The organism is Acetobacter sp. DmW_136 (genome assembly GCF_008690365.1).
GTDB classification, from domain to species: domain Bacteria; phylum Pseudomonadota; class Alphaproteobacteria; order Acetobacterales; family Acetobacteraceae; genus Acetobacter; species Acetobacter oryzifermentans.
Genome location: NZ_VHON01000013.1, coordinates 1 through 22,114 on the forward strand (window position 1 = coordinate 1; position 22,114 = coordinate 22,114).

The 22,114-nt window shown below is 56.3% G+C and carries 19 protein-coding genes; 9 read left to right on the top strand and 10 right to left on the bottom strand.

The features are described from left to right. Positions 1-124: 124 nt before the first annotated feature. From FKW31_RS04990 to argH, 4 genes are all read right to left on the bottom strand, one after another. On the bottom strand, positions 125-2,923 hold the full coding sequence (locus tag FKW31_RS04990) for a DUF4175 domain-containing protein (protein WP_150177975.1): 2,799 nt from the start codon (positions 2,921-2,923) through the stop codon (positions 125-127). Beyond that, positions 2,920-4,263, bottom strand: coding sequence for a diaminopimelate decarboxylase (lysA, locus tag FKW31_RS04995; protein WP_150177976.1), 1,344 nt, complete (start codon positions 4,261-4,263; stop codon positions 2,920-2,922). The genes FKW31_RS04990 and lysA overlap by 4 nt, the downstream gene beginning before the upstream one ends. Positions 4,264-4,379: 116 nt before the next feature. After that, positions 4,380-4,523: a hypothetical protein gene (locus FKW31_RS15995; RefSeq protein WP_162853387.1), complete on the bottom strand. Its 144-nt coding sequence runs from the start codon at positions 4,521-4,523 to the stop codon at positions 4,380-4,382. A 4-nt stretch (positions 4,524-4,527) separates the two neighbouring features. Continuing rightward, positions 4,528-5,976 carry an argininosuccinate lyase gene (argH, locus tag FKW31_RS05000; protein ID WP_150177977.1) on the bottom strand — a complete coding sequence of 483 codons (1,449 nt, stop codon included), beginning with the start codon at positions 5,974-5,976 and terminating at the stop codon, positions 4,528-4,530. 239 nt (positions 5,977-6,215) lie between these two features. Here argH and FKW31_RS05010 point away from each other — a divergent pair, with 239 nt between their 5' ends. The 6 genes from FKW31_RS05010 (at position 6,216) to FKW31_RS05035 (ending at position 10,233) form a co-directional block, all read left to right on the top strand. Next, a complete protein-coding gene (locus FKW31_RS05010; RefSeq protein WP_035351682.1) occupies positions 6,216-6,536 on the top strand; it encodes a hypothetical protein in 321 nt (106 codons plus the stop codon). 101 nt (positions 6,537-6,637) lie between these two features. After that, a complete protein-coding gene (locus tag FKW31_RS05015) occupies positions 6,638-7,417 on the top strand; it encodes an N-formylglutamate amidohydrolase (protein ID WP_150177978.1) in 780 nt (259 codons plus the stop codon). After that, entirely contained in the window at positions 7,414-8,280 is an 867-nt protein-coding gene (locus FKW31_RS05020; protein ID WP_150177979.1) for a shikimate dehydrogenase, read from the top strand. The genes FKW31_RS05015 and FKW31_RS05020 overlap by 4 nt, the downstream gene beginning before the upstream one ends. A gap of 16 nt (positions 8,281-8,296) precedes the next feature. Further along, a complete protein-coding gene (gene coaE / locus FKW31_RS05025) occupies positions 8,297-8,884 on the top strand; it encodes a dephospho-CoA kinase (RefSeq protein WP_089178803.1) in 588 nt (195 codons plus the stop codon). After that, complete coding sequence (gene dnaQ, locus FKW31_RS05030) at positions 8,881-9,555, top strand: DNA polymerase III subunit epsilon (protein ID WP_150177980.1); 675 nt, start codon at positions 8,881-8,883, stop codon at positions 9,553-9,555. The genes coaE and dnaQ overlap by 4 nt, the downstream gene beginning before the upstream one ends. Before the next feature lie 159 nt (positions 9,556-9,714). Next, a complete protein-coding gene (locus FKW31_RS05035; protein WP_170315300.1) occupies positions 9,715-10,233 on the top strand; it encodes a hypothetical protein in 519 nt (172 codons plus the stop codon). 25 nt (positions 10,234-10,258) lie between these two features. Here the strand turns inward: FKW31_RS05035 and FKW31_RS05040 are convergent, their stop codons facing one another. The 6 genes from FKW31_RS05040 to purM form a co-directional block, all read right to left on the bottom strand. Beyond that, positions 10,259-11,368 carry a glycosyltransferase family 4 protein gene (locus FKW31_RS05040; RefSeq protein WP_150177981.1) on the bottom strand — a complete coding sequence of 370 codons (1,110 nt, stop codon included), beginning with the start codon at positions 11,366-11,368 and terminating at the stop codon, positions 10,259-10,261. A gap of 9 nt (positions 11,369-11,377) precedes the next feature. Continuing rightward, a complete protein-coding gene (locus tag FKW31_RS05045; protein ID WP_150177982.1) occupies positions 11,378-13,165 on the bottom strand; it encodes a heparinase II/III family protein in 1,788 nt (595 codons plus the stop codon). Between the two features lie 102 nt (positions 13,166-13,267). Further along, the gene (rpe, locus tag FKW31_RS05050) at positions 13,268-13,945 is read right to left on the bottom strand and encodes a ribulose-phosphate 3-epimerase (protein ID WP_150177983.1); all 678 of its coding nucleotides are present in this window, start codon (positions 13,943-13,945) and stop codon (positions 13,268-13,270) included. 73 nt (positions 13,946-14,018) lie between these two features. Continuing rightward, the gene (locus FKW31_RS05055) at positions 14,019-15,341 is read right to left on the bottom strand and encodes an RsmB/NOP family class I SAM-dependent RNA methyltransferase (protein WP_150177984.1); all 1,323 of its coding nucleotides are present in this window, start codon (positions 15,339-15,341) and stop codon (positions 14,019-14,021) included. A 44-nt stretch (positions 15,342-15,385) separates the two neighbouring features. Then, positions 15,386-16,009: a phosphoribosylglycinamide formyltransferase gene (gene purN / locus FKW31_RS05060; protein WP_150177985.1), complete on the bottom strand. Its 624-nt coding sequence runs from the start codon at positions 16,007-16,009 to the stop codon at positions 15,386-15,388. Next, positions 16,006-17,088, bottom strand: coding sequence for a phosphoribosylformylglycinamidine cyclo-ligase (gene purM, locus FKW31_RS05065; protein WP_089178809.1), 1,083 nt, complete (start codon positions 17,086-17,088; stop codon positions 16,006-16,008). The genes purN and purM overlap by 4 nt, the downstream gene beginning before the upstream one ends. Positions 17,089-17,199: 111 nt before the next feature. Between purM and FKW31_RS05070 the strand changes: the two genes are divergently transcribed. From FKW31_RS05070 to FKW31_RS05080, 3 genes are all read left to right on the top strand, one after another. Beyond that, the gene (locus FKW31_RS05070) at positions 17,200-17,967 is read left to right on the top strand and encodes a chromosomal replication initiator DnaA (RefSeq protein ID WP_150177986.1); all 768 of its coding nucleotides are present in this window, start codon (positions 17,200-17,202) and stop codon (positions 17,965-17,967) included. A 161-nt stretch (positions 17,968-18,128) separates the two neighbouring features. Next, a complete protein-coding gene (locus FKW31_RS05075) occupies positions 18,129-20,414 on the top strand; it encodes an RNA degradosome polyphosphate kinase (protein ID WP_150177987.1) in 2,286 nt (761 codons plus the stop codon). A gap of 97 nt (positions 20,415-20,511) precedes the next feature. Further along, positions 20,512-22,002, top strand: a complete 1,491-nt coding sequence (locus FKW31_RS05080; protein ID WP_035351670.1) for a Ppx/GppA family phosphatase — start codon at positions 20,512-20,514, stop codon at positions 22,000-22,002. Positions 22,003-22,114: the final 112 nt, after the last annotated feature.

Genomic DNA, 22,114 nt, shown 5'->3' on the forward strand with positions numbered 1-22,114 from the left:
ACATACCCAGCGCCACCGGTTACCAGAAAACGAGCCATACTCTCTTTTCGCTCCGTGCAATGTAAAAAGTCATACCCGGTTATCTTGCTGCTAAGTCCAGGAAAGAGTTCGCTTCATTTCCGCTTCAGAACGGCTTAAGCAAACGGTCAAGATAATCCAGTTCCTGCTGTGGGCGGGTGCGGTCTGAATCACGCCGCCGCAGTTCCTGCTCAATTTCTCTGGCGCGCTGGCGGGCCACGTTATCTGGAATGCGGGTAGAATCATCTTCGGTCTGATCCTTGCCTTCACCCAGTTTACGGCCCAGCGGATCGCGCTTGCCGCCCTGTTTGTCTTCTTCTTCCTGATTTTCTGAGGAATCAGAGAGGGAGCCAGAACCATTCTGGCCATCGGATGCACTGCCAGAACCAGAAGATCCATCAGACGGGCTGCCCAGAGCGGGCAAAAAGCTGGGGATACTGTTTTTGCCGTTACCCTTAACGGCATCCTGCATTTGCTGGCGTGTTTTGCGCAGGGCTTCCAGTGCTTTTTCTTCAGCATTGGCGGCGGCGGCATCATCCCCATCGGCCAGCGCCTTGCGGGCATCCTGCATGCTTTTGCGGGCTTCATCAAAAGCACCGGGGGTTTTGCCTGTCAGATCCTTAAATTCGTCTTTCAATTCATCCAGCGCGTGTTCCAACGCATGCTGCGTGGCGCGCTCATTACGCCGGGCTGCGGCTTGTGCCTCTGCTTTTGCTGGGTCAGGCATGAGCGGTGTTTCAGGCTGCGAGGGCGGAGGTGGGGGTGCAGGCTGCGCTCCTTCCGAACCCGGAGGCATGGGCAGGCCCAAACGGCGCAACAGCTCGGATGTGGGCATGTTGGCGTAATCGGCCTCACCATCACCATCGTCTGCCAGATCACTTTGTTTCTGGGCCTGTGCTTTCAGGTTTTCATCAAGGCGAGATTGCGCGTGGTCCAACAAGGCGGTTTGTTTGCTGGCCAGATCATGTAGGGCGGCAGCCTGTTCGCGCATTTTTTGTTGCGCCATCATCTGCTGCGCCAAATTTGCCATATCCTGTGGCGTGGCATTGCGCATGCGCTCGGTGGCGTTTTCCATATCCTGCAAACGCTTCAGCGCTTCATCTGCATGACCATTGGAGGCATCGGACTGGAGTTGGCGCATCAGGCGTGAAAAGGCCTGATTCCCTGCACTGGTAAAACCCGGAAGATCAGGAATAACCGTGTGATCTTTCATGGCCTGATTTGCTAGTGCCTGCATTTTGCGGCTGATGGCGCTTTGCAGGGTTTTGAGTCTTTCTTCCAGTTCCTGCTGGGCCTGTTGTCCTTGTTGCCCATTTTCGTGCATGTGCTGGAGTTGCTGCGCTACGGCGGCTTGGGCCGCGCGCACATCAATGGATGCCTGAGCACTGGCATCATCCCCTGTGCGGCGGTCTTCTATATCCAGAGCCAGATCCCACAGCAGGTTTGTGGCGCCAGCGCGGGCGGTGGCCGTGTCCGTCAGGTTGTTATCCAGCATGGCCACCACGCTGCTGAGCGCCAGCAACATACCGGTATGCTCACGCACCGGGCCGGGGGCATCGGCCAGTGCCTCCAGATCTAATGCGGCATCCTGTCGGCTTTCCTGCCCCAAAGCGAAGCGCTTACGCACGTCCAACAGCGCGCGGGCAATGGGGGAATGGAAAACACGTGCGCCCATACGGAACGTGGCGGGGGCACTTTTGCCCTCATGCCCACTTACGGACGAGGCAATCACACGGCCGGTTACGGTTTCTCCTGCCCACGGATCTTCCGACAGATCGGGGCTAATGGCACCTTTTACAGATTTGGGATGCCCAACAAGAGGAAGGGGAATGGTGAGTGTACGTTCTGACCCGTGTTTGGCGTGGGCCAGATGCAGCTCTACCTTAAGTGATGCCAGCCCATAAGCATGGCTGGCATCATACGGCAGAAGAGTGCGCCATTCTTCTTTACGGGGAGAGCCGGGGTTTGGCCCCCATTTCACGCTGGGGTCTGCATCTGGCATTACGGTTACGGGCCATTGGGCTAATGTTCGGCCGCGGCCTGTAAGGCGTACGGTGCCAGAATGCTCCAGCACCACATCCAGCTTCCAGCTATGGGCATCCAGTTTGTGGCGTGTGGCATCATGCAGCACCATGCCGCCCTGTTCCCGCAAGGTAGGGTGTGAGGCCAGGCCCGTGACAATGGCAGTAAGATGGGCCCCTTGCGGCGTTTGTGGGGGTGTTTTGATAGTGCCCAAAAAAACAGGGGCATCTGGCGCGTAAGTAGGTGGGGTTATCCATGCCTCTACACGCGGGAAGGGGACATCAGGATCATCCCGCCCCGGAATAAACCCGGCAAGGATACGCCCCGGCGCGGAGGAACCTGCAAGCCCGGCTGTGCTAGCAAGGGCTGCAACCAATACCCATGCCCCAGTCTGCTGCATGCGGCCTTGCGGCCAAAGGCGCGGCCAACCCACCCGCAGCCTGCCAAGTGATGCCAGAATACGCTGCTGATGCGCCTGCCATAAGATGGTGGAACTTTGCGAGGATGTGCCTGCGGGATGGTCTGTTAGTGTAGCGAGGGGGCGGTTGTGTAGGCCGGATGCCTGTTCAATTCGCCGGTCAACTTCGCTTGGGGTGGGGGGCGCAAGGTTTTCAATATCCTTGTGCAGTCGCCAGCCGCATAGGCTCAGCCATCCGGCCACCAGCAGCAGCCGGATGCCATCTGGCAGATGCTGAGGAATGCGTAGCAAAGAGGCTACACAGTAAACCCCCAGCAGGGCAAAAGTGGGCTGAAGCGCAGGCCACAGCCGTTCTATCCGCAAAACAATGGCGGCATGGCGGCGTGCGGTGGCAAGGCGCTCCGCCAGCGCTCCATCCTCAGCGGTGGAGGCGGTCAGGGATTGGTGCAGACCGCCTTGGTTCATGTGGCTTTGGCAAGGTGGGAGGGCACAGTTTCATCCTGCCACAGTTCTTCAACACTCTGCCTTTGGCGTATCACCTGCCATTGGCCATCTTCAACCAGAACTTCTGCAGCAAGCGGGCGGCTGTTGTAAGTGGAACTCATAACCGCACCATACGCGCCTGTATCCAGCAGGGCTATACGTGCATTGCGGGCCAGCGGGGGCAAAAGCCTATCCCGCGCAAATGTATCTCCACTTTCACACACAGGGCCGACCACATGGGCCAAGGAAACAGGTTGGCTGAACGCCTGCGGTGCAAGTGGTAAAATGCCATGCCACGCATCATACATGCTGGGGCGCAGCAGTTCGTTCATGGCCGTATCCAGCACAAGGAAAGGCACATCCATGCCTTGTTCCTTACGCAAGATCACGCTGCTCAGCAGCACACCAGCCGGGCCAATGGGCCAACGCCCCGGCTCAATTGCCAGCTTTACGCCCAGATCACCCAGTTCTGCCTTAATGGCGCCAGCTAGCGCTTCGGGCTGACCTTCAGTTTCATTGCGGTAGCAAATGCCAAGGCCACCGCCACAATCCACTACGCTTACGGCATTGCCAGCGGCGCGCACGGTACGCACCAGTTCCGCCACGCGGGCATAGGCTGCACGATAAGGGGTGGTGGTTAAAATCTGGCTGCCAATATGGGTGGCAAAACCAACAGGCCGCACGCCAGAGAGGGTGAACGCATGGGCATAAAGTGCTGCGGCATCTTGAAATGGAATGCCAAATTTATTGGCAGCCAAGCCGGTTGTAATTTTGGCGTGGGTCTTGGCATCCACATCCGGGTTTACGCGCAGGGTAATAGTGGCCTGCTTGCCCAGCTTAGTGGCAATGGCTGAAATAGCTTCCAGCTCTTCTGCGCTTTCTACGTTAATCTGGCCAATGCCGTGGCTAATGGCCTGTTCCAGTTCGGCATCTGTTTTGCCAACGCCGGAAAACACAATGCGGCTTGCTGGAATACCGGCCTTTATGGCGCGCGCCAGTTCACCACCGCTTACAATATCCGCCCCAAAACCTTCCTGACCGATTAGGGTAAGAATGGCCAGATGATCATTGGCTTTCACGGCATAGTGGATGGAAACATCCAGCCCGGCATCCCGCATGGCAGCGTGCATCCGGCGCATACGCGTGCGCAGCGTACCCGCCCCCAATACCCAACAGGGTGTGCCAACAGAATCAGCTATGGCGTTTAGGGCCACGCCTTCCAGCATCAGCCCACAGGTAGGGCTAACCGTAAGCTGCGGGTGCGTTTGTAACAGTTCTGCCAGTGTTGGGTCGGCATCGGTATAAACAGGTGTTTCGGCCATGAGGCGTAAAGGCTCTGATTGCAAAAAAGGAGCAGGATGCCACACCAAGAAACTCTTGGCATGGCAGGTTATGCAGTGCGGTGCGCTATGAAACCCATATAGTGCGCACTGTGGTCTTATTCATCCGGCGGATACATACGCGGGTAAGAAATTTTGTTTTGCGGGCCGGGCTGATGCGGCGTGCCCTTTTTGCCGCATGCCGCCAGAGGCAGAAACAGGATAGTAGCCAGCGCAAGGCCAAAAATCAGGCGGTAGTTCATGGTTTTACTGCCTTACTGTGGTGGGTTTTGCACCCAGAGCCTTCAGCCAGCGCTGAGCCTGCGCGCTGACGTTGCCGGATGCGGTGCCACCTTCGCTGGTGCGAGATGCAATGGAGGCATCTACGCTGAGAACCGAATAGATATCATCCGTAATGCCGGGTTCTTCTGCCTGCATTTCCTGCAATGTCAGATCTGCCAGCCCCACGCCTTTTTCCTCGGCTTTGGCAACCAGGCGGCCTGTTACGTGGTGCGCGGTGCGGAATGGCACTTTCAGCACGCGCACCAACCAGTCTGCAATATCTGTAGCGGTGGAATAGCCAGAACCTGCCAGTGCACGCATTTGGGCGGTGTTGGCTGTCATGTCCCGCACCATACCATCGCATGCGGCAAGAGAGAGGGCAGCGGCATCCGTGGCTTCAAACACGGGTTCCTTATCTTCCTGCATATCCTTGGCGTAGGCCAGCGGCAGGCCTTTCATAACAGTTAGCAGGCTTACAAGGCTGCCGGTGATGCGGCCAGTTTTGGCACGCACCAGTTCTGCGGCATCCGGGTTACGCTTTTGCGGCATGATGGAAGAGCCGGTGGTGAACGCATCTGAAAGGCGGATGAAAGAGAAAGGTGAGGAGCACCAGATGACAATTTCTTCCGCCATGCGTGAAAGGTGCATGGCCATGATGGACAGCGCAGAAAGATATTCCAGCGCAAAATCACGATCAGATACAGAATCCAGAGAATTGGCGGTGGGGCGGTCAAAATGCAGCAGTTCGGCAGTCATCTTCCGGTCAATGGGGAAGGATGTGCCAGCCAGCGCGGCAGAACCCAGCGGGCATTCGTTCAGGCGCTTGCGTGTGTCTGCTAGGCGGCCCCGGTCACGCGCCAGCATTTCCACATACGCCATCAAATGGTGGCCGAATGTTACAGGCTGTGCTGTTTGCAGGTGGGTAAAGCCCGGCATGGGAGTGGCGGCATGTTCCTCCGCCCGGCGGGCGAGGGAGCGCATAAGGGCTGAAACCTGTTGGTCCAGCCCATCAATGGCATCCCGCACCCAAAGACGAAAATCCGTTGCAACCTGATCATTGCGAGAGCGGGCAGTATGCAGGCGCTTACCGGCCTCACCAATACGGTCAGACAGGCGGGCTTCGATATTCATGTGAATATCTTCCAGCGCTTCGGAAAAGGGAAAGTTGCCAGCAGCAATTTCCTGCCCGATTTCTGTTAGCCCCTTGCGGATTGTGGCTTCATCATCCTTGGAGATAATGCCTACATGCGCCAACATGGCAGCATGGGCGAGGGAGCCAGCAATATCCTGCTTCCACATCACCTTATCAAAGCCGATGGAGGCATTGATGGCCTGCATGATCTCAGAAGGGCCACCGGCAAACCGCCCGCCCCACTGGACATTGGCGTTTTTCTGGTTTTCCGTTTCCGTGCTGTTCTGGCTGTTCAGAGACATTTTAGGCCCTAATTCCGTCCTGCTGCGTAAGATGTGCTCAGGCGTTGGCTTATACTGCCGCGGCGCGGATGCAAAGATGCCACAGTAATGTTGCGCGCCCTAGGGCGCAAATGCCGGTTTTGGCAAAGAGCGTGGCAGAGCCGATCCTGCGGCGGGGCTGTTCTGTGCATTGCAGTGCGGGAAAGGGCTGTGCCCAGCGGCATTTCTCTGCTTAAAAGCAAGTGAAATTCAGGGAGTTCATGAACATGACAACACCACACAAGCTTACAACCTTTGCCGTAATCGACCCCGGCCCGAATGTGCTTTTGGAAGTTATTCGCGCAGAAAGCCCGGTTGTGGCTGTTGAGCGTCTGGAAAGCAAAATGCGCGGCCCGGAATATGTGGCAGCCCGTAGCTACGATGTTGGCGGCGAAGAATCGCTGGATGGCGCAGATCCGGCCTATCTGGTGTACGAGCTGGATGATAGTGGGCTGGATGCAGAAGGCCTGACGGGGGAAGACGCAGGGCAGGTGCGCGCGCAGGCTGATCTGGCTGCGGTTGTGGTATCTTCCGCCAAATAAGTTTTCAAACACGAATAAGAGTGTTCTGCTGCATGGCGGAAAGGGCAGGCAATGCGTGCCGATCTTTCTGCCATGCCGTGCGATGCAGGAGGTGGAAAAGCATGTCTGTGGATCAGGTGCTGATGGCAGAAAGTTTTGTGGTGCATGGCCGGGATGAAGGTGGCCCCTTTGTGCTGGTAAGTGACCATGCAGGCCGTGCCATTCCGCCTGAATTGGGTGATCTGGGGTTAAGTGCGCAGGAACGTGCGCGCCATATTGGCTGGGATATCGGCATAGATGGCGTAGGCCGTAAACTGGCTGACCTGCTGCCTGCTGTGTTGATTGAGCAGGTGTATTCCCGCTTGGTGATTGACTGTAACCGCGCCCCCGGCCACCCAACCTCTATCGTGCAGGTAAGTGATGGCACAACAGTGCCGCGCAACCAGAATATCTCTGCGCAGGATCGGGCATGGCGGGAGCAGACAATTCTGCACCCTTATCACGCCCGCATTCGGCAGGAACTGGATGCCCATATGGCCGCAGGCCGCCAGACGGTGGTTGTGGCGCTACACAGTTTTACGCCATTTATGCATGGCAAACAGCGCCCGTGGCATGCTGGACTTTTGCATAATCATGATTCCCGGCTGGCCCGGATCATGATTGCACTTTTGCAACAGGATGGCTTGGTGGTGGGGGATAACGAACCCTACGCCCTCACAGATACATCGGACTACACTATTCCCCAGCATGGTGAACGGCGTGAACTGCCACATATTGAAATTGAAATTCGGCAGGATTTGATTGCTGATGATGTCGGGCAGACCGAATGGGCTAATCGTCTGGCCCGTTTGCTGCCACAGGCATGGCGCCAGTTTTGTGAACAGTATGGAGAAAACGCATGACCGCCACAGATATAGCCAAGCCGCAGATTATTACAGGCAAGGCAAAGCTGGCAGGTGTTCTGGGTTGGCCCGTAGCGCATTCGCGTTCTCCGGTTCTGCACAATTACTGGCTGCGGCGTTATGAGGTAGATGGTGCCTATGTGCCGCTGCCGGTTGAGCCAGATGCGTTTGTGGCAGCCGTTCTGGGCTTACAGGCTGCGGGCTTTCGGGGCGCAAATGTAACCATTCCGCACAAGGAAGCCGCCTTTAAAATTGCCGATGTGCTGGATCATTCCGCCCAGCGTGCAGGTGCAGTGAATACACTTGTGTTTGAAGATGACGGCAAAATTCACGGTTACTCAACCGATGGCGCAGGTTTTGTGGCCAGCATGGAATCGGCTGGGTTCAATCTGCCTGAACAAGCGCAGGTTCTGCTGTTGGGCGCTGGCGGTGCTGCGCGGTCTGTTGCTGCCGCGTTACAGGATTGTGGCCTACGTGTTGCCGTGACTAATCGCACCCAAGGGCGGGCAGAAGAACTGGCAAAAGCCCTGCCGGGGCTGGACGTGTTGCCGTGGAATATGTGGGAAGACCGCCTTGGCGCGTATAGTTTGCTGGTAAATACCACTTCTTTGGGGATGGAAGGCGGCCCGGATGCTGCGTTTCGTCCTTCTCTGGCACATGCGGCCAAGGAACTGGTGGTGGCAGATATCGTTTATGTACCACGCGTAACGCCTTTGTTGGCAGAGGCGCAATCTGCTGGCCTACGTACTTTGGGCGGGCTTGGTATGTTGCTGCATCAGGCGCGGCTGGGTTTTCAGAAATGGTACGGCGTGAACCCGGAAGTGGATGCCGCAACGGAAGCTTTTGTGCAGGAAAGTTTCTAAGGGCTACGGTAAGGGCATGAAAATTCTGGGCCTTACCGGCGGTATGGGCATGGGCAAAAGCACTGTAGCCACGTTGTTGCGGCATGCAGGCTTGCCGGTGTTTGATGCAGATGCCGAAGTACGCCACTTGCAGGCAGATCATGGGGCAGCCTTGCCAGCTATTGCCCAACTGGTGCCGCATGCTGTGCAGAACGGGCATTTGGATAGAGCCGTATTGCGGCAAGCCGTTATAAAAGAACCGGCGCTGCTCAAAAAACTGGAGCAGATTATTCACCCCATGGTGCGGGCTGCACGGGCAAAGTTTTTGCGTGCGCAGCGTTTGCGTGGGGCGCGCTGTGTGGTGCTGGATATTCCACTGCTTTATGAAACAGGCGCTCAGCGAGAATGCGATGATGTTTTGGTGGTATCTGCCCCACATTGGGTACAAGCACGCCGTGTGGCCAAAAGGCGCGGGATGCCTCCAGCCGAGGCTTGCAAATTGATTGCTCGGCAAATGCCAGATGCCCAACGCGTGCGCCAAGCGGGCAAGGTTATTCGCACCGGCGGCAGTATGCGGGAAACAGAACGGCAAGTGCGCCAGTTCATCAGGAGCCTAAGGGCATGAAAAGATCCATTCTGTTTGATACAGAAACCACAGGGCTAGACCCGGCAACGGGAGACCGGGTGATTGAAATTGCAGCCCTTGAATTGGTAGGAGACCTGCCAACAGGGCGCACTTTTCATAAGCTTATAGACCCGGAGCGCGATGTGCCGGAGGAGGCTTCCCGCGTGCATGGCTTTACGCGGGCGGATCTGGAAGGCAAACCCAAATTTGCTGAAGTGGCGGATGACTTCCTGGCCTTTGTGGGGGATGATCCACTCATTGCGCACAATGCCCGGTTTGACTTTGGTTTTATGAATGCGGAACTCAAACGCGCAGGCAAAAAAACGCTGGGTTTGGACCGCATGGTGGATACGCTGGATATGGCGCGTGAGCGCTTTCCCGGCATGCCCAACAGTTTGGATGCCTTGTGCCGCCGTTTTGGCGTAGATCTTTCTGCCCGAACCACCCATAACGCGCTGCTGGACTGCAAACTGCTGGCTGATGTGTATGTGGAGCTTATGGGGGGGCGCCAGCACGGTCTTGGGCTGATGGCGGAAGATGGGCAACTGCCTTCTGTGATGTATGAAGGCCCGGTGAACCGTAAGGTTGTGCGTGTGCAGCCAACACCGCAAGAGCTGGCTGCACATGTGGCATTTGTTGCGGGCCTGAAAGAGCCGATTTGGGAACGCTGACCGCACATTGAAACCGTGTAGTGAAATCTTGCGAAAAGGGCTTTGCAGGGGCGGGTGGGTATGCCATCCTTGATTCTACAAAACGTGACAAAACGTACAAAAATGTTTTGTCAGCCGTTTCCACCGCTTTTTACGCAACGGAAAAGGTAAGTTGTTTCAATGAATTCGGGGAGCCCTTTGATGCGTTCTGCATCCCGCCATTTTGCTGCTGCCTTGGCGCTGTGCGGAGCATGGTTCATGCCTGCGGGCGCAGAAACCATGCTTGGCCCGGTTACGGCAACAGTTACATTTAATACGCGTTCGGCGGATCTGGGTGTAGGATATACATGGGGCCGGGGTGTGCTGACATATGGCGGCCGCCAGTATCCGTTTGAAATCAAGGGTGCTTCCGCTATTGCTGTTGGGTATTCTTCTGGCCACAGCGTAGGCAAGGTGTACAACCTTCAGCGTATTGAAGACTTTGAAGGCACATTCTGGGCGCTTTCGGGTGAGGCCACAGTGGGCCGTGGTGTTGGCGGCCTGCTGATGGAAAATAATGACGGCGTGCGCATCCGGTTAGATGAATGCCGTTCTGGGGGCCGTATTGCGGCATCACCCTCGCGTTTGACAATTCATTTGCTGGATAAAACAGGCACACCCATTACAACAGCGCCGGTTGCCCAGAAGTCAGCTCACTAAATACATTACACCCATGCCTGATGGCTTAATGTGTCAGCAGGCGTGTGGTGGTTTGTAGAATTGTTTTTTCATCAAATAAACGTAGAGCACGTTTTAGCCCGGCAGCACCCATGTGCTGGCATAAAGCTGGGTTTTGCACCAGCGTTGTAAGGGCTTCTGCCAGTTCTGCCGTAGTGCCGGGGGGCACAAGTAGCCCTGTTTCATGCGGCACAACCTGCTCGCGCGAGCCTCTAATATTGGTGGCCACAACTGGCAATCCGCACAACATGGCTTCAATAATGGACATAGGCAGGCCTTCAAAATGGCTGGGCAGCACAAAAATATCTGCTGCGGCCAATAAAGCCGGAATATCTGCCCGATAACCAAGGCATTTTAGTCGCGGGCCAAGTGCAGCTCGCGCTTTAGCAAGGTATTCATCCATATTGGCACCGTGGTCTGATGCCAGTCTTTCCCCCACAATCCATAATTCTGCATCTGGCACGCGCTCCATGGCGGCCAGGAGTTCTGGATACCCTTTGTGGCGCACAAGGCGAGAGACAACAATAATTACAGGCGTTTGCGCGGATGTGCCAAGTTCTGCCCGGCTACGTGTTCTGGCTTGCGCATCTGGGTGAAACTGGGCTGGATCTCGCCCATTCCCAATTGCAACGGGGTGGGGGTGAACATGCAGGCGTTTGGCATCCTGCGCTTCTTCACGGCTGACGGTCAGATAAATATCAGTTATGTGCCCGCATAGAACTTCCAGCATCAATGCCAATCCGCGCCGTAGGTGAGAGCCGGGTTGGTTGAATAAAAAACCGTGGCACGTATAGGCAATGCGCGGCACGCCACACAACTTGGCTGCTGCCCGCGCCAGAATGCCACTGATAGGCATATGTGCATGCACCAAATCCGGCTTTTCTTTTTTTATAAGCCGAACAAGAGCCCAAAAGGCCCGAAGTTGCGCGGGTACAGAAAATGAACGGGCAAAGGGCAGTGTTTCAACCCGAAACCCCTCGTTTCTGGGGTGTTGAAGCAAAGGGCCATCCGCACAAACGCCTATCACTTCATGCCCTTCTGCCCTTAATTCTCGCATAAGGGGCAGTAGAAAATGGGTGAGTGAAAAATCGACGTTTGTAATTTCCAGAATCTTCACGTCAGCCCATTACGCGTTTTTGAGGGAGAGCGACCAACGGATAGGTGGCTTGCTTGGAGCCTGCGGCACCGGGGGCGGTGGTAGCAGCGTGTTTTCCAAGCCATTGACATCGGGGCCCGAAGGTTCTGCCAGTAAATCGGTTCCCACCTCTGGCACTTCTGGAGTGTGATCCATGGGGGAAATAGCTTCCGCAGGTAAAGCAGCTTCTTCTGCGGGGGGCGTATCCAAAGGATCGTGTGCTTCTTCCGCAGTCTGTTCTGCTACAGCCGGTGTGAGCACAAATTGCCGTGTAGGCTGGTGCTGTCCTTGCCCCAGATAAACGCTTTCTTCTATTTCAATATCAGCGTCAGACCAGAAGAACCATGTTTCTTCGGGCGTGTGTAGCAAGTAACCATCTTCTTCCTGCTCAATGTTCACATCAGGGTGCAAGTGGAAGCGGATGCAAAGTGGCACCGGAATGCTTACATCTTCCAGTTTTTCTATGCCCTGTAGAACTGTGCCGTCTTTATCCAGATAAATCTTGCGAGAATACAGGCCACCACCTTGGGGCTTGTAGCCATCATGCGTCATGCTCAGGCAATGCACACCGTCTTGCACAGACATTTGGCGTGTGACCTGTGGTTTTTGCGAGATACCGCCATTGGCATCAAACCGCATGGGGGTAAGGTCTGCCAGTTCCAGAACAGAATGTGCCGCCGGGTAGCGCAAGGCTTCTGCCCAACCACGTTGGATGCTGCTGCCGCAATTGACAATTAACCGTTGCCTGCCGGATGAAAATTCAAAGGACAACATGCCCGCATGCGCGCTGCTATCATAACCCGCAGGGGCAACCGTGGCGGCATCAGCAATCAGCAAGGCACGCCCATTGTTCAGGCGGGCAAAGCCAGATTCTGGCAGGCCAGCCGCCACAACACGCGTGCGGGATGCGCGGTTGAGCACGTGTTCAATAAATTGCGGGTTTTGTTCACTGCTGCCATTAAAGAGGGCCAACCCGCCATCACCATGCCGCATGGCCCGCAAGGCTGGAGCGCTGCGGTTGGCGGCATCCAGTACGCTGGTGGGTAAGGGTACGCGGGCAACCTGTAAAATATACAGCATTTCTGCCAGTTCGCGCACGCACTGCAACAGGTCTTCCGGGCAGCGGGTAATGTGGCCGCCATCGGGCAAAATCTGCTGGCTGATGGTGGCGTCAATCAAGCGCAAATAACGTGTAAGAAATTCTGGATAATCAGGTAGGGAAACCGCAACAGCCAACAGCCCTTTAAGGGCCGTAAGGGCACGCCAGCCTGTGGTTTCCTCCGGCATCAGCGCCATTATGGAGCGTGCTTCCATAATCAGCGACGCCATAAGCTGCTGGCGGAAGGAATCATCTGCCGAGGCCGCAAAAAATTCGTAACACCCAAGCCAAGCCGCCAAGCGGGCACCAGTTATGGATGGGTCTGAAATAGGACGCTCCGCCGGGGTTTGCTCCATCCATTGGGCAACCAATGTGCGGGCCTTGATGCGGGCAGATTCAGCCCCCAGCTCGCGCAGATCCTGCAACCACGTAAAGCCTTGCAACCAGCGGCGATAGGCTTCTGGCCATTGGGAGTTATCCCATTCCCCATCAATCAGAGGGCGTTGGGTGCCTTCAAAAAGTGTCTGGTTGCGAACAAGCCGTTCACCCCCAGCAGCGTTTCCAGACCACAGATCCCGTAAAGCAACGGCAGGGGCTGCCGGTACGCGGGCAAACCCTCCCAACGGGTTGCGCATGGCATAGGCAAGGCGGGCTCCGCGGGTCCAGCGACGCAGGGGCATTGGAAGTTTAGAACTCCATCAAGGCAGGTGCAGAAAATTAAGGTGTGATCGGTTTATGGCAGAATATTCATGTGAAGAATGATTTATTTGCCGGATGTGGCTTTATTTTGGCTTGGCAACATGTGCGCGCAATGCAGCAATGGCGGCTGCATAATCTTTTTTTCCATATACGGCGCTGCCAGCAATAAGCACATCTGCGCCAGCATCTATGGCCAGAGGAGCGGTTGAGGCATCTATGCCGCCATCTACCGCCAGCCGGATATCACGCCCGCTTTTGGTGATCATTTCCCGAATACGCCGAATTTTGGGAAGCTGGCTGGACAGGAACTTCTGCCCACCAAAGCCGGGGTTAACAGTCATAACCAGAACAATATCCACCAGATCCAGCACTTCACCAATGGCTTCCGGCGGTGTTGCAGGGCACAGCACAATGCCCGGCTTGGCTCCTAGATCTCGAATACGCTGTAAGGAGCGGTGAGTATGTGGCCCGGCTTCAATATGGATCAGAATCTGGTCTGCCCCGGCTTGTGCAAAGGCTTCCAGATATGGATCTACCGGTGCAATCATCAGATGCACATCAAATGGCAGGTCGGAACAGGGGCGGAGCGCCTTGACCACACCTGGCCCGAACGAAATGTTGGGCACAAAATGCCCATCCATGACATCCAGATGCACCCAATCCGCCCCAGCTTGCTTGAGTGCTGAAACTTCTTCTCCCAACCGGGTAAAATCGGCAGCGAGAACACTTGGAGCGATAAGGGGGTAAGATACAGGGCGCATACCCTGTTTATCGGCAATCCTACGCCCGTGCGCAACAGTATGTTTGCTATTTTTTCAAACAGTTTTGCAAATGTTATGCGCGGGTAAAGCGGGCGGCAAAAAATCCATCCATGCTGCCTTTATCTGCCCACATTCCGGGATGAGTGCGCAGCCATCCCTCGGGTGTTCTGGCTTCTGGTAGAAAGGCGAGTTCTTCAGGTGTAAACGGGTCTGGCACCAGCCCCATGGCTTCTGCTGCACGGGCACGGTCTGGCCCTTCTTCCTGCTGCAAGGAGCACACGGCGTACACCAGGCGGCCACCGGGGCGCAGCATGTTTTTGGCAGCTTCTAGCAAACGATCCTGCCCAGCCGTTAGCGTTGTGAGATCACGCGGGCGTTTCACCCACAAAACATCTGGATGGCGGCGTGCTGTACCCGTGGCAGAGCAGGGGGCATCCAGCAAAATGGCATCAAGGGGGGCATCGGGCTGCCATGTGCCAGCATCTGCTTGCAGGGTGGTAACGTTGGTAAAGCCCAAGCGTGCCAGATTTTCCTTTAGCCGAGCCATGCGGTTGGGGTTATTCTCAATGGCAGAGACATGCGCGCCGGTTGCAGCAAGCTGCGCGGTTTTGCCACCCGGTGCTGCGCACAGGTCTGCCACTTTTTCGCCTGCTTGCGCATTAAGCAAACGTGCAGGGAATGTAGCTGCCGCATCCTGCACCCAAAAAGCACCTTCCTCATACCCGGCCAGTTCAGCAACGCGGGTGCCTGCCGGATAACGTACAGACCCATTGGGTAGCACAATACCGCCTTCCGGTGCTGTGGCACCGGGGCGCATGGTAATATCCAGCGGGGCTTCGTGGCTGATGCCTTCAGCTATCGCGCGGGGCACACCACGGCCCAGCACGCTCCATGAACTCCATAGCCATGCAGGAATGTTTAGCCGCGCCTGATCCAGACCTTCCAACACGTTTTGCCCTTCTGCCGCCACCTTGCGCAGCACGGCGTTGGCCAACCCGGCAAATGGGGCCAGCTTACGCCGACGCAGGAGGGAAACGGTGGTGCCAACGGCAGCATGCGGAGGTGTTTCTAAAAACAGAAGTTGCGCGCAGCCAATCATAAGCGCCACGCGTACGGGTTCGGGTGGTTCTTTGCGTAAAAACGGTTCTAGCACAGTGCGCAGTGTGCCCAGATGGCGCAATGTGGCTGCGGCCAAGCGGTGCGCTGCGGCTCTGTCTCGTGGTTCGGCCTTATGTGCTTCGGCAGAGCGAGATAGGCTGTTTTCCAGCATACGCCGGTGTTCCACCACGCCGCACAGAATATCAAAAGCGATATCGCGCGTAGGATCAGGCTGCGGAGGGGCAGGGCGGCTTTTTCCACGCTTTGGAGAACGGGGGGCGCGTGCAGGTGTGTTCATAAGACTGTCAGAACCGTTCAGGAAAACAGAAAAGAAAAAGCGCCTTAGCCAACAAGCAGGGCGCACTCTGCCGGAGCAGAAGCAGGGCGTTGAAGCAGAAAGTGGCGGAGCACTTGCGGGTAAAGCTGGTGTTCCTGCTGCAAAACGCGAGCCCCAAGGGTATCTGCGGTATCATCCGGCAGAACAGGCACAGCAGCTTGGCCTAAAATAGGCCCTTCATCCATGCCTTCTGTTACCAGATGCACGGTGCACCCATGCACACGCACACCTGCTTGCAGCGCACGTTCATGCGTGTGCAGGCCGGGGAATACAGGCAGCAGGCTGGGGTGGATGTTCAGCATACGGCCAGCCCATGCGCTGGTTAAAAACGGAGTCAGCAAGCGCATATAGCCAGCAAGGCAGATGGCCTGAGCGCCTGCTGCCGTTAAAGCAGCATGCACGGCGCGTTCATGCGCTTCACGGTCTTTACCAAAATCACGATGGTTGATGGCCAGCGTGCGTAGGCCTGCTTTTTTTGCCATTTCCAGCCCCGGTGCATCCGGGTTGTTGCTTAAAACAAGGCAGATGCGGGCAGGAAAGGAAGGATCTTCACACGCACGGATCAAGGCCGTGGCATTGCTGCCCCGGCCACTGATCAAAATGGCAATGGGTGTTTTTTCAACGCTCATGCTGCGCGAAAATCCGGAGTAGCCTGCATTTTCAGATCAGGCTTGGCAGTAGGGGAAGCTGCTTTGGCAATATGCCCAATGCGCACAGCCGGTTCACCCATATCATGCAGGCGGGCCAGAACGGCATCGGGTTCTGGCGTAATCAGGATCATGCCGATACCGCAGTTGAACACGCGCAGCATTTCCTCTGTATCCACATTGCCGGTGCGGGCCAGCCATTTGAACACAGGTGCTACGGGCCATTCCTGATCAATCACCGCATCCAAGCCATTTGGCAGCACGCGGGGCAGATTGCCGGGCAGGCCGCCGCCGGTAATGTGGGCAGCGCCATGCAGCAGGCCAGCTTTATGCAGCGCCAGAACCGGGCGCACATATAGGCGTGTGGGTTCTAAAAAGGCTTCACCCAGATTTTTACCCGGTGCAAAGGCTGCCGGGTCTGTCCATGCCAGATGGGCATCTGCCACAATGCGCCGCACTAAAGAAAAGCCGTTGGAGTGCACGCCAGAAGAAGGCAGCGCAATAAGGGCATCACCTTCTGCTATGCCAGAGGGCAGGAGCGCGCCGCGTTCTGCCGCACCAACGGAAAAACCAGCCAGATCATAATGCCCATCGGCATACATACCGGGCATTTCTGCTGTTTCACCGCCTACAAGCGCGCAGCCAGACTGTTCACACCCGGTGGCAATGCCGCGCACAACCTTGGCCGCACTGTTAACAGATAGACGGCCCGTGGCGAAGTAATCCAGAAAGAACAGGGGTTCCGCACCCTGCACAATCAGATCGTTCACGCACATGGCTACCAGATCAATCCCCACGGTTTCGTGCAGGTCATTATCAATAGCCAGTGTCAGCTTGGTGCCTACGCCATCTGTGCAGGATACAAGCACGGGGTCTTTAAAGCCTGCGGCCTTTAGATCAAACAGTGCGCCAAATCCGCCAAGGCCCCCCATTGTGCCGGGTCGGTCTGTGGCTTTGGCCGCCGGGCGAATGGCGTCAACAAGGGCTTCGCCTGCTTCAATGTCCACGCCGGAATCACGGTAAGTGAGGCCGGAGGAAGGGGTGCTAGGTGAAGACGTCATGCGCGTGCTCTTGGTCCGAATGAGAATAAGGGTCGATGTGCGGGACAGGGTGGGTTAGGATTCCCGCTCGAGCACAGTCTTTACGGCAGGAGAAGCGGCGCGCAAAGCGGCATGACACGGATTGATGAAACAAAAAGCCCTTTAAACGCGCCTTCGGGCGGGCAAAAGCGCCAAAATGAGGCCACCGAGGCAGAACAGATTGCCTTGCCCTTTGCGCATCGCCCCCGATTCGGAAGGTCGGACTTTGTGGCGGCACCCTCTAATGCCGCAGCACGGGCATGGGTGCTGGATGCCGAGGCCGCTGCGCGTTGGCCAGAAGGCCGCATGGCCCTGTGGGGGGAAAGTGGTACGGGCAAAACGCACCTTCTTTCTATTTGGGCGGGCCGTTATGGCGCCCCCATTATGGAAGGCAGCCGCCTGAACACGCATGAAGCCGCAATGCTGTTTGAAGATGGCGGGTTTCGGGCCGCTGCATTGGATAATGCCGATAAAGTGCCCAATGAGCGAGATCTTCTGCACCTTATTAATCTGGCGCGGGAGCGGCGTGTGGCTTTGCTTATGGCCGCCCGCAGGCCGCCTGCGCGTTGGCCGGTTGTGCTGCCAGATCTGGCAAGCAGGTTGCGAGCCACGGCTTCTGTGCCGTTAGGCCCGGCGGAGGAAGGGCTTTTACACCGCCTTTTGCTGCGGCTATTGGCTGAACGCCAGATTGTGGTAAGCGCACAGGTAACGGAGTGGCTGTTGCGCCGCCTGCCGCGCCGGGCAAGTGCCATGCGCGATTGTGTAGCCATGCTGGATCAAGCCGCATTAGAATCGGGGGGGCGTATTACACGCGCCTTGGCCGCCAATGTGCTGGAAAGCCTGCTGGCGCGCGAAGAATAGTGAACATATGCGTTATAAGCCTGTTGTGATGTTTCAGTTTTATGACAATCATTACCAGATTGCTGAGCTGAACTTTTCGCGCTGCCTACGTTTGCGTAAAGCTTTGCTTGCCCCAAGGCGGGAAACGGGGCGCATGATGCAGCACAAGGAAAGGAAGAAACGTGACGGCGCAGGATAAAAAAGAACAGGCCCCTGTAAAAGCTCGTTCACCAGCCCGAAAAGCAGCGCCCAGAAAACCTTCTACCCGCCCACCTCGGCAGAGCAGAAAAACGGCAGAGCGGAAGATCACTCTGGAAATGCCGGAACGGTTTATCAACCGCGAGCTGTCTTGGCTGGATTTCAACCAGCGCGTGGTGGAAGAGGCCGATAACGCCCGCAACCCCCTGCTGGAACGTCTGCGCTTTTTATCTATCAGCGCCAGCAATCTGGATGAATTCTATTCCGTGCGTGTGGCCGGGCTTGTCGGGCAGGTGCGTGAGGGGTTAACCAAACTTTCCCCCGATGGCCGCACCCCCGCCCAGCAGCTTGAGGCTGTGCGCGAACGCTGCGCCCGCCTGCTGCGTGAACAGCAGCGAATCTGGACAGAACTGCGCGGTCTGTTGGCAGAAGCAGGCGTAGAGCTGTGCGAACCAGATGCGCTGACAGAGGCTGATCAGGAACATCTGGCCAAAATCTTTATGGACAGGGTGTTTCCGGTTCTCACACCTCTTGCCGTGGACCCTGCGCATCCGCTGCCGTTTATCCCCAATATGGGGTTGGCACTGGGTTTGCGCCTGCTTTACGCAGATACGGGCCTGTTCGCCATGAACGCTCTTATTCTGCTGCCTGCGCAGATAGAGCGTTTTATTCGCCTGCCATCTCCTACCCCGGCAGCAGATGCGGCAATCCCGCCAAAGGTGCGGTTCTTCCGTCTGGAAGACCTGATTACCCTGTTTATTGACCGTCTGTTTGATGGTCTGGAAGTGGGTGAAAGCGGTGTGTTGCGCGTGGTGCGCGATACCGACGTGGAATTTGAAGATGAGGCGGAAGACCTTGTCCGTTCCTACGAAACGGCTCTAAAGCGCCGCCGCCGTGGGGTTGTTATCCATCTGGATATGGAAAAGCGGGTGCCGACGGAACTGGCAGAAGCCATTGCCTCGGATCTTGATTTGCCGCCCGACGAAATTGCCGTGCATTCCGGCATGATTGGCGTGGTGGATCTTAAGCAGATGATTGTGGATGACAGGCCAGACCTGTTGTTCCCGCCCTATACCCCGCGCTTTCCTGAGCGTATCCGGGATTTTAACGGTGATTGCTTTGCCGCTATCCGCGCCAAGGACTTGCTGGTGCATCACCCGTTTGAAAGTTTTGATGTGGTGGTGCAGTTCCTGCGGCAGGCAGCGCTGGACCCCAACGTGATTGCTATCAAGCAGACGCTGTATCGCACATCGCGCGATTCACCCATTGTAAAGGCGCTGATTGAGGCGGCGGAGTCCGGTAAATCCGTTACTGCCATGGTGGAATTGCGCGCTCGATTTGATGAGGAAGCCAATATTCGCCTTTCCCGCGCGCTGGAAGCTGCGGGTGTGCAGGTCGTGTTTGGCTTTGCGGATTTAAAAACCCACGCCAAGCTCAGCCTTGTGGTGCGGCGAGAAGGGGGGCTTGTGCGCTCTTACGCGCATTTTGGCACAGGCAACTACCACCCCATTACGGCCCGTATTTATACAGATCTTTCCTTCTTTACGTGTGATCCGGCATTGGCGCGGGATTCTGCACGCCTGTTCAATTACGTTACAGGCTACGCCATGCCTGCGCAGATGGAGAAAATTGCCTTTTCCCCCATCACCATCCGCAGCACGTTGAAGGAACTGATTCAGGAAGAAATTGATCACGTTAAAGCGGGTAAGCCCGGCAGCATCTGGTTGAAGATGAATGCGCTGGTGGACCCGGATCTGATTGATTGCCTGTACAAAGCCTCCTGCGCGGGGGTGAAGATTGTGGGCGTTGTGCGCGGCATTTGCTGCCTGCGCCCCGGAGTTCCCGGTCTTTCAGAAAACATCCGCATTAAATCTATTGTCGGGCGCTTTTTAGAACATTCGCGCATTTTTGTGTTTGGTAACGAACATCGTCTGCCATCGCGCTATGCCAAGGTCTTTATTTCTTCGGCAGATTGGATGACGCGAAATATGGATTGGCGCGTGGAAAGCATGGTGCCCATTACCAACCCCACGGTGCATGCACAGGTTTTGGGGCAGATCATGGTGTCTAACATTCGTGATACCCTACAATCATGGATGCTGGAGCAGAACGGAGAATGGCGGCGCGTAAACCCCGGAAACCGGCCTTTTTCCGCACATGAGTGGTTTATGACACATCCTTCACTTTCCGGACGGGGCTCAGCCGCGCATGACACACCAATCCGCGCCCCGGCGTCTTTGACCTCTTCACAGGACTTGCTGATAGATTGATGTCTGAAATCATGAGCTTTTTTCTTGCGTCGGGATTATCCCATCCCCGTTGTTCCAAACTGTGCAGCCAGTTTTTGCAAACGGGCAGGGGGTTTTAATGGAAGCTGATCAACCGTGCCGTTCCGCAGTGGTGGATCTTGGCTCCAATTCTGTAAGGCTTGTGGTTTTTGAAGGGCGCTCGCGCAATCCGCTTCCCATTTTTAACGAAAAAGCCGTGCTGCGTTTGGGGCGCGGGCTGACAGAAACCGGGAAGCTGAATGAAGAAGGCGTGGAAATGGCAAAGGAAGTGCTCAGCCGCTTCCATGCCATTGCCCGCGCCATGAAGGCCGACCCGTTTGAAATTCTGGCAACCGCTGCTGTGCGGGATGCCAGCAATGGGCCTGCTTTTGTGCAAGCCCTGCGTGAAAGCATGCCCGGCGTGCCCATCCGCATTCTTTCTGGTGAGGAAGAAGCCGATCATTCCGCTATTGGCGTTATGTGCGGTATTCCCGGCGCTTCCGGTCTGGTGGCCGATGTGGGCGGTGGGTCTTTAGAGCTTATTCGCCTTACGCCACAGGGGCGGCATGATGCCACAACCCTGCCACTGGGCATGATCCGGCTTGCAGATCGTTCTGGCCGAGATCTGGATAAAGCCAAAACGCTGGCAGATAAGGATATTGGCGGCGTAGAGTGGTTGCCCAAGGTAAAAGGCAGCACACTTTATCTGGTAGGCGGAGCTTTTCGTGCGTTGGCGCGGCTCCAGATTGCGCGCACGCAATATCCGCTCAACATCGTGCACTATTATACAATGGATGTGCAGGAAGCGCGGGAGATGACGGGCTGGCTGCAAAACAGTTCGCGCCGTAGTTTGGAACGTCTGCCCGGTGCACCACGCAAGCGATTGGATGATACGCCTTTTGCAGCCATGGTGCTGCGGCGGCTGATGAAAAAGGTGCAGCCGGATAAAATTGTTTTTTGCGTGGATGGCCTGCGTGAGGGCTGGTACATGCTTAAGGTTGCGCCAGATATTCTGGCCCAGAACCCGATGGATGTGGTGGCGCGTGAAATGTGTGCCCGTTTTGGGCGTAGCAATTCACTTCCTTATGCCTTGATGCAGTGGACAGATTTTTTGCGGCCGGAGGAAACGGCAGAAGAAAAATACCTGCGGCATCTGGCCTGTTATCTGTCTGATATCGGCAGCCACGATCACCCTGAATATCGGGCGGAGCAAACGTACTGGCGTATCTTGCGCGTGCAGAGTGGTGGGTTTGACCATCCTTCCCGCGCATGGTTGGCGTTGGCGTTGGCTATTCGTTACGCAGCAGATCAGCAGGCACTTTTTCTGGCAACGTCTCGCGCATTGTTGAGTGAGCAGGACTGGAAGAGCGCCGTAGTGCTGGGGCTGGCCCTGCGGCTGGCTTATTCTCTCTCCGGCGGTGCGGGGCGGTTGCTGGAAGGCACATCCTTGGAATGGGAAGAAGACGCGCTGGTGCTGATCCTGACATCTACCCGTGTGGCCGTAAAAGGCGAGAGCGTGCGCCGCGGGCTGGAACGTCTGGGCCAAGCCTTGGGTGTTGCAACACGTTTCGAGATTGAATTGGTCGGCTGATATGCCCTAAACAGGATACAGGTGCGGGGTGGACAACCCCCATCTATCGGGGCACATTACGGTTTATACATCCTGATATGGTGCAGTAGCGCGGTTGGTTAGCCGGCTTGCT

Excerpts from the sequence above, each read along its gene's own strand:
- dnaQ (WP_150177980.1), top strand. The coding sequence starts at position 8,881 with ATGAAAAGATCCATTCTGTTTGATACAGAAACCACAGGGCTAGACCCG.
- FKW31_RS04990 (WP_150177975.1), bottom strand. The coding sequence starts at position 2,923 with ATGAACCAAGGCGGTCTGCACCAATCCCTGACCGCCTCCACCGCTGAG.
- FKW31_RS05015 (WP_150177978.1), top strand. The coding sequence starts at position 6,638 with ATGTCTGTGGATCAGGTGCTGATGGCAGAAAGTTTTGTGGTGCATGGC.
- lysA (WP_150177976.1), bottom strand. The coding sequence starts at position 4,263 with ATGGCCGAAACACCTGTTTATACCGATGCCGACCCAACACTGGCAGAA.
- FKW31_RS05045 (WP_150177982.1), bottom strand. The coding sequence starts at position 13,165 with ATGCCCCTGCGTCGCTGGACCCGCGGAGCCCGCCTTGCCTATGCCATG.
- FKW31_RS05055 (WP_150177984.1), bottom strand. The coding sequence starts at position 15,341 with ATGAACACACCTGCACGCGCCCCCCGTTCTCCAAAGCGTGGAAAAAGC.
- FKW31_RS05010 (WP_035351682.1), top strand. The coding sequence starts at position 6,216 with ATGAACATGACAACACCACACAAGCTTACAACCTTTGCCGTAATCGAC.
- purN (WP_150177985.1), bottom strand. The coding sequence starts at position 16,009 with ATGAGCGTTGAAAAAACACCCATTGCCATTTTGATCAGTGGCCGGGGC.
- FKW31_RS15995 (WP_162853387.1), bottom strand. The coding sequence starts at position 4,523 with ATGAACTACCGCCTGATTTTTGGCCTTGCGCTGGCTACTATCCTGTTT.
- FKW31_RS05070 (WP_150177986.1), top strand. The coding sequence starts at position 17,200 with ATGACACGGATTGATGAAACAAAAAGCCCTTTAAACGCGCCTTCGGGC.
- purM (WP_089178809.1), bottom strand. The coding sequence starts at position 17,088 with ATGACGTCTTCACCTAGCACCCCTTCCTCCGGCCTCACTTACCGTGAT.
- FKW31_RS05035 (WP_170315300.1), top strand. The coding sequence starts at position 9,715 with ATGAATTCGGGGAGCCCTTTGATGCGTTCTGCATCCCGCCATTTTGCT.
- FKW31_RS05080 (WP_035351670.1), top strand. The coding sequence starts at position 20,512 with ATGGAAGCTGATCAACCGTGCCGTTCCGCAGTGGTGGATCTTGGCTCC.
- rpe (WP_150177983.1), bottom strand. The coding sequence starts at position 13,945 with ATGCGCCCTGTATCTTACCCCCTTATCGCTCCAAGTGTTCTCGCTGCC.
- argH (WP_150177977.1), bottom strand. The coding sequence starts at position 5,976 with ATGTCTCTGAACAGCCAGAACAGCACGGAAACGGAAAACCAGAAAAAC.
- coaE (WP_089178803.1), top strand. The coding sequence starts at position 8,297 with ATGAAAATTCTGGGCCTTACCGGCGGTATGGGCATGGGCAAAAGCACT.
- FKW31_RS05020 (WP_150177979.1), top strand. The coding sequence starts at position 7,414 with ATGACCGCCACAGATATAGCCAAGCCGCAGATTATTACAGGCAAGGCA.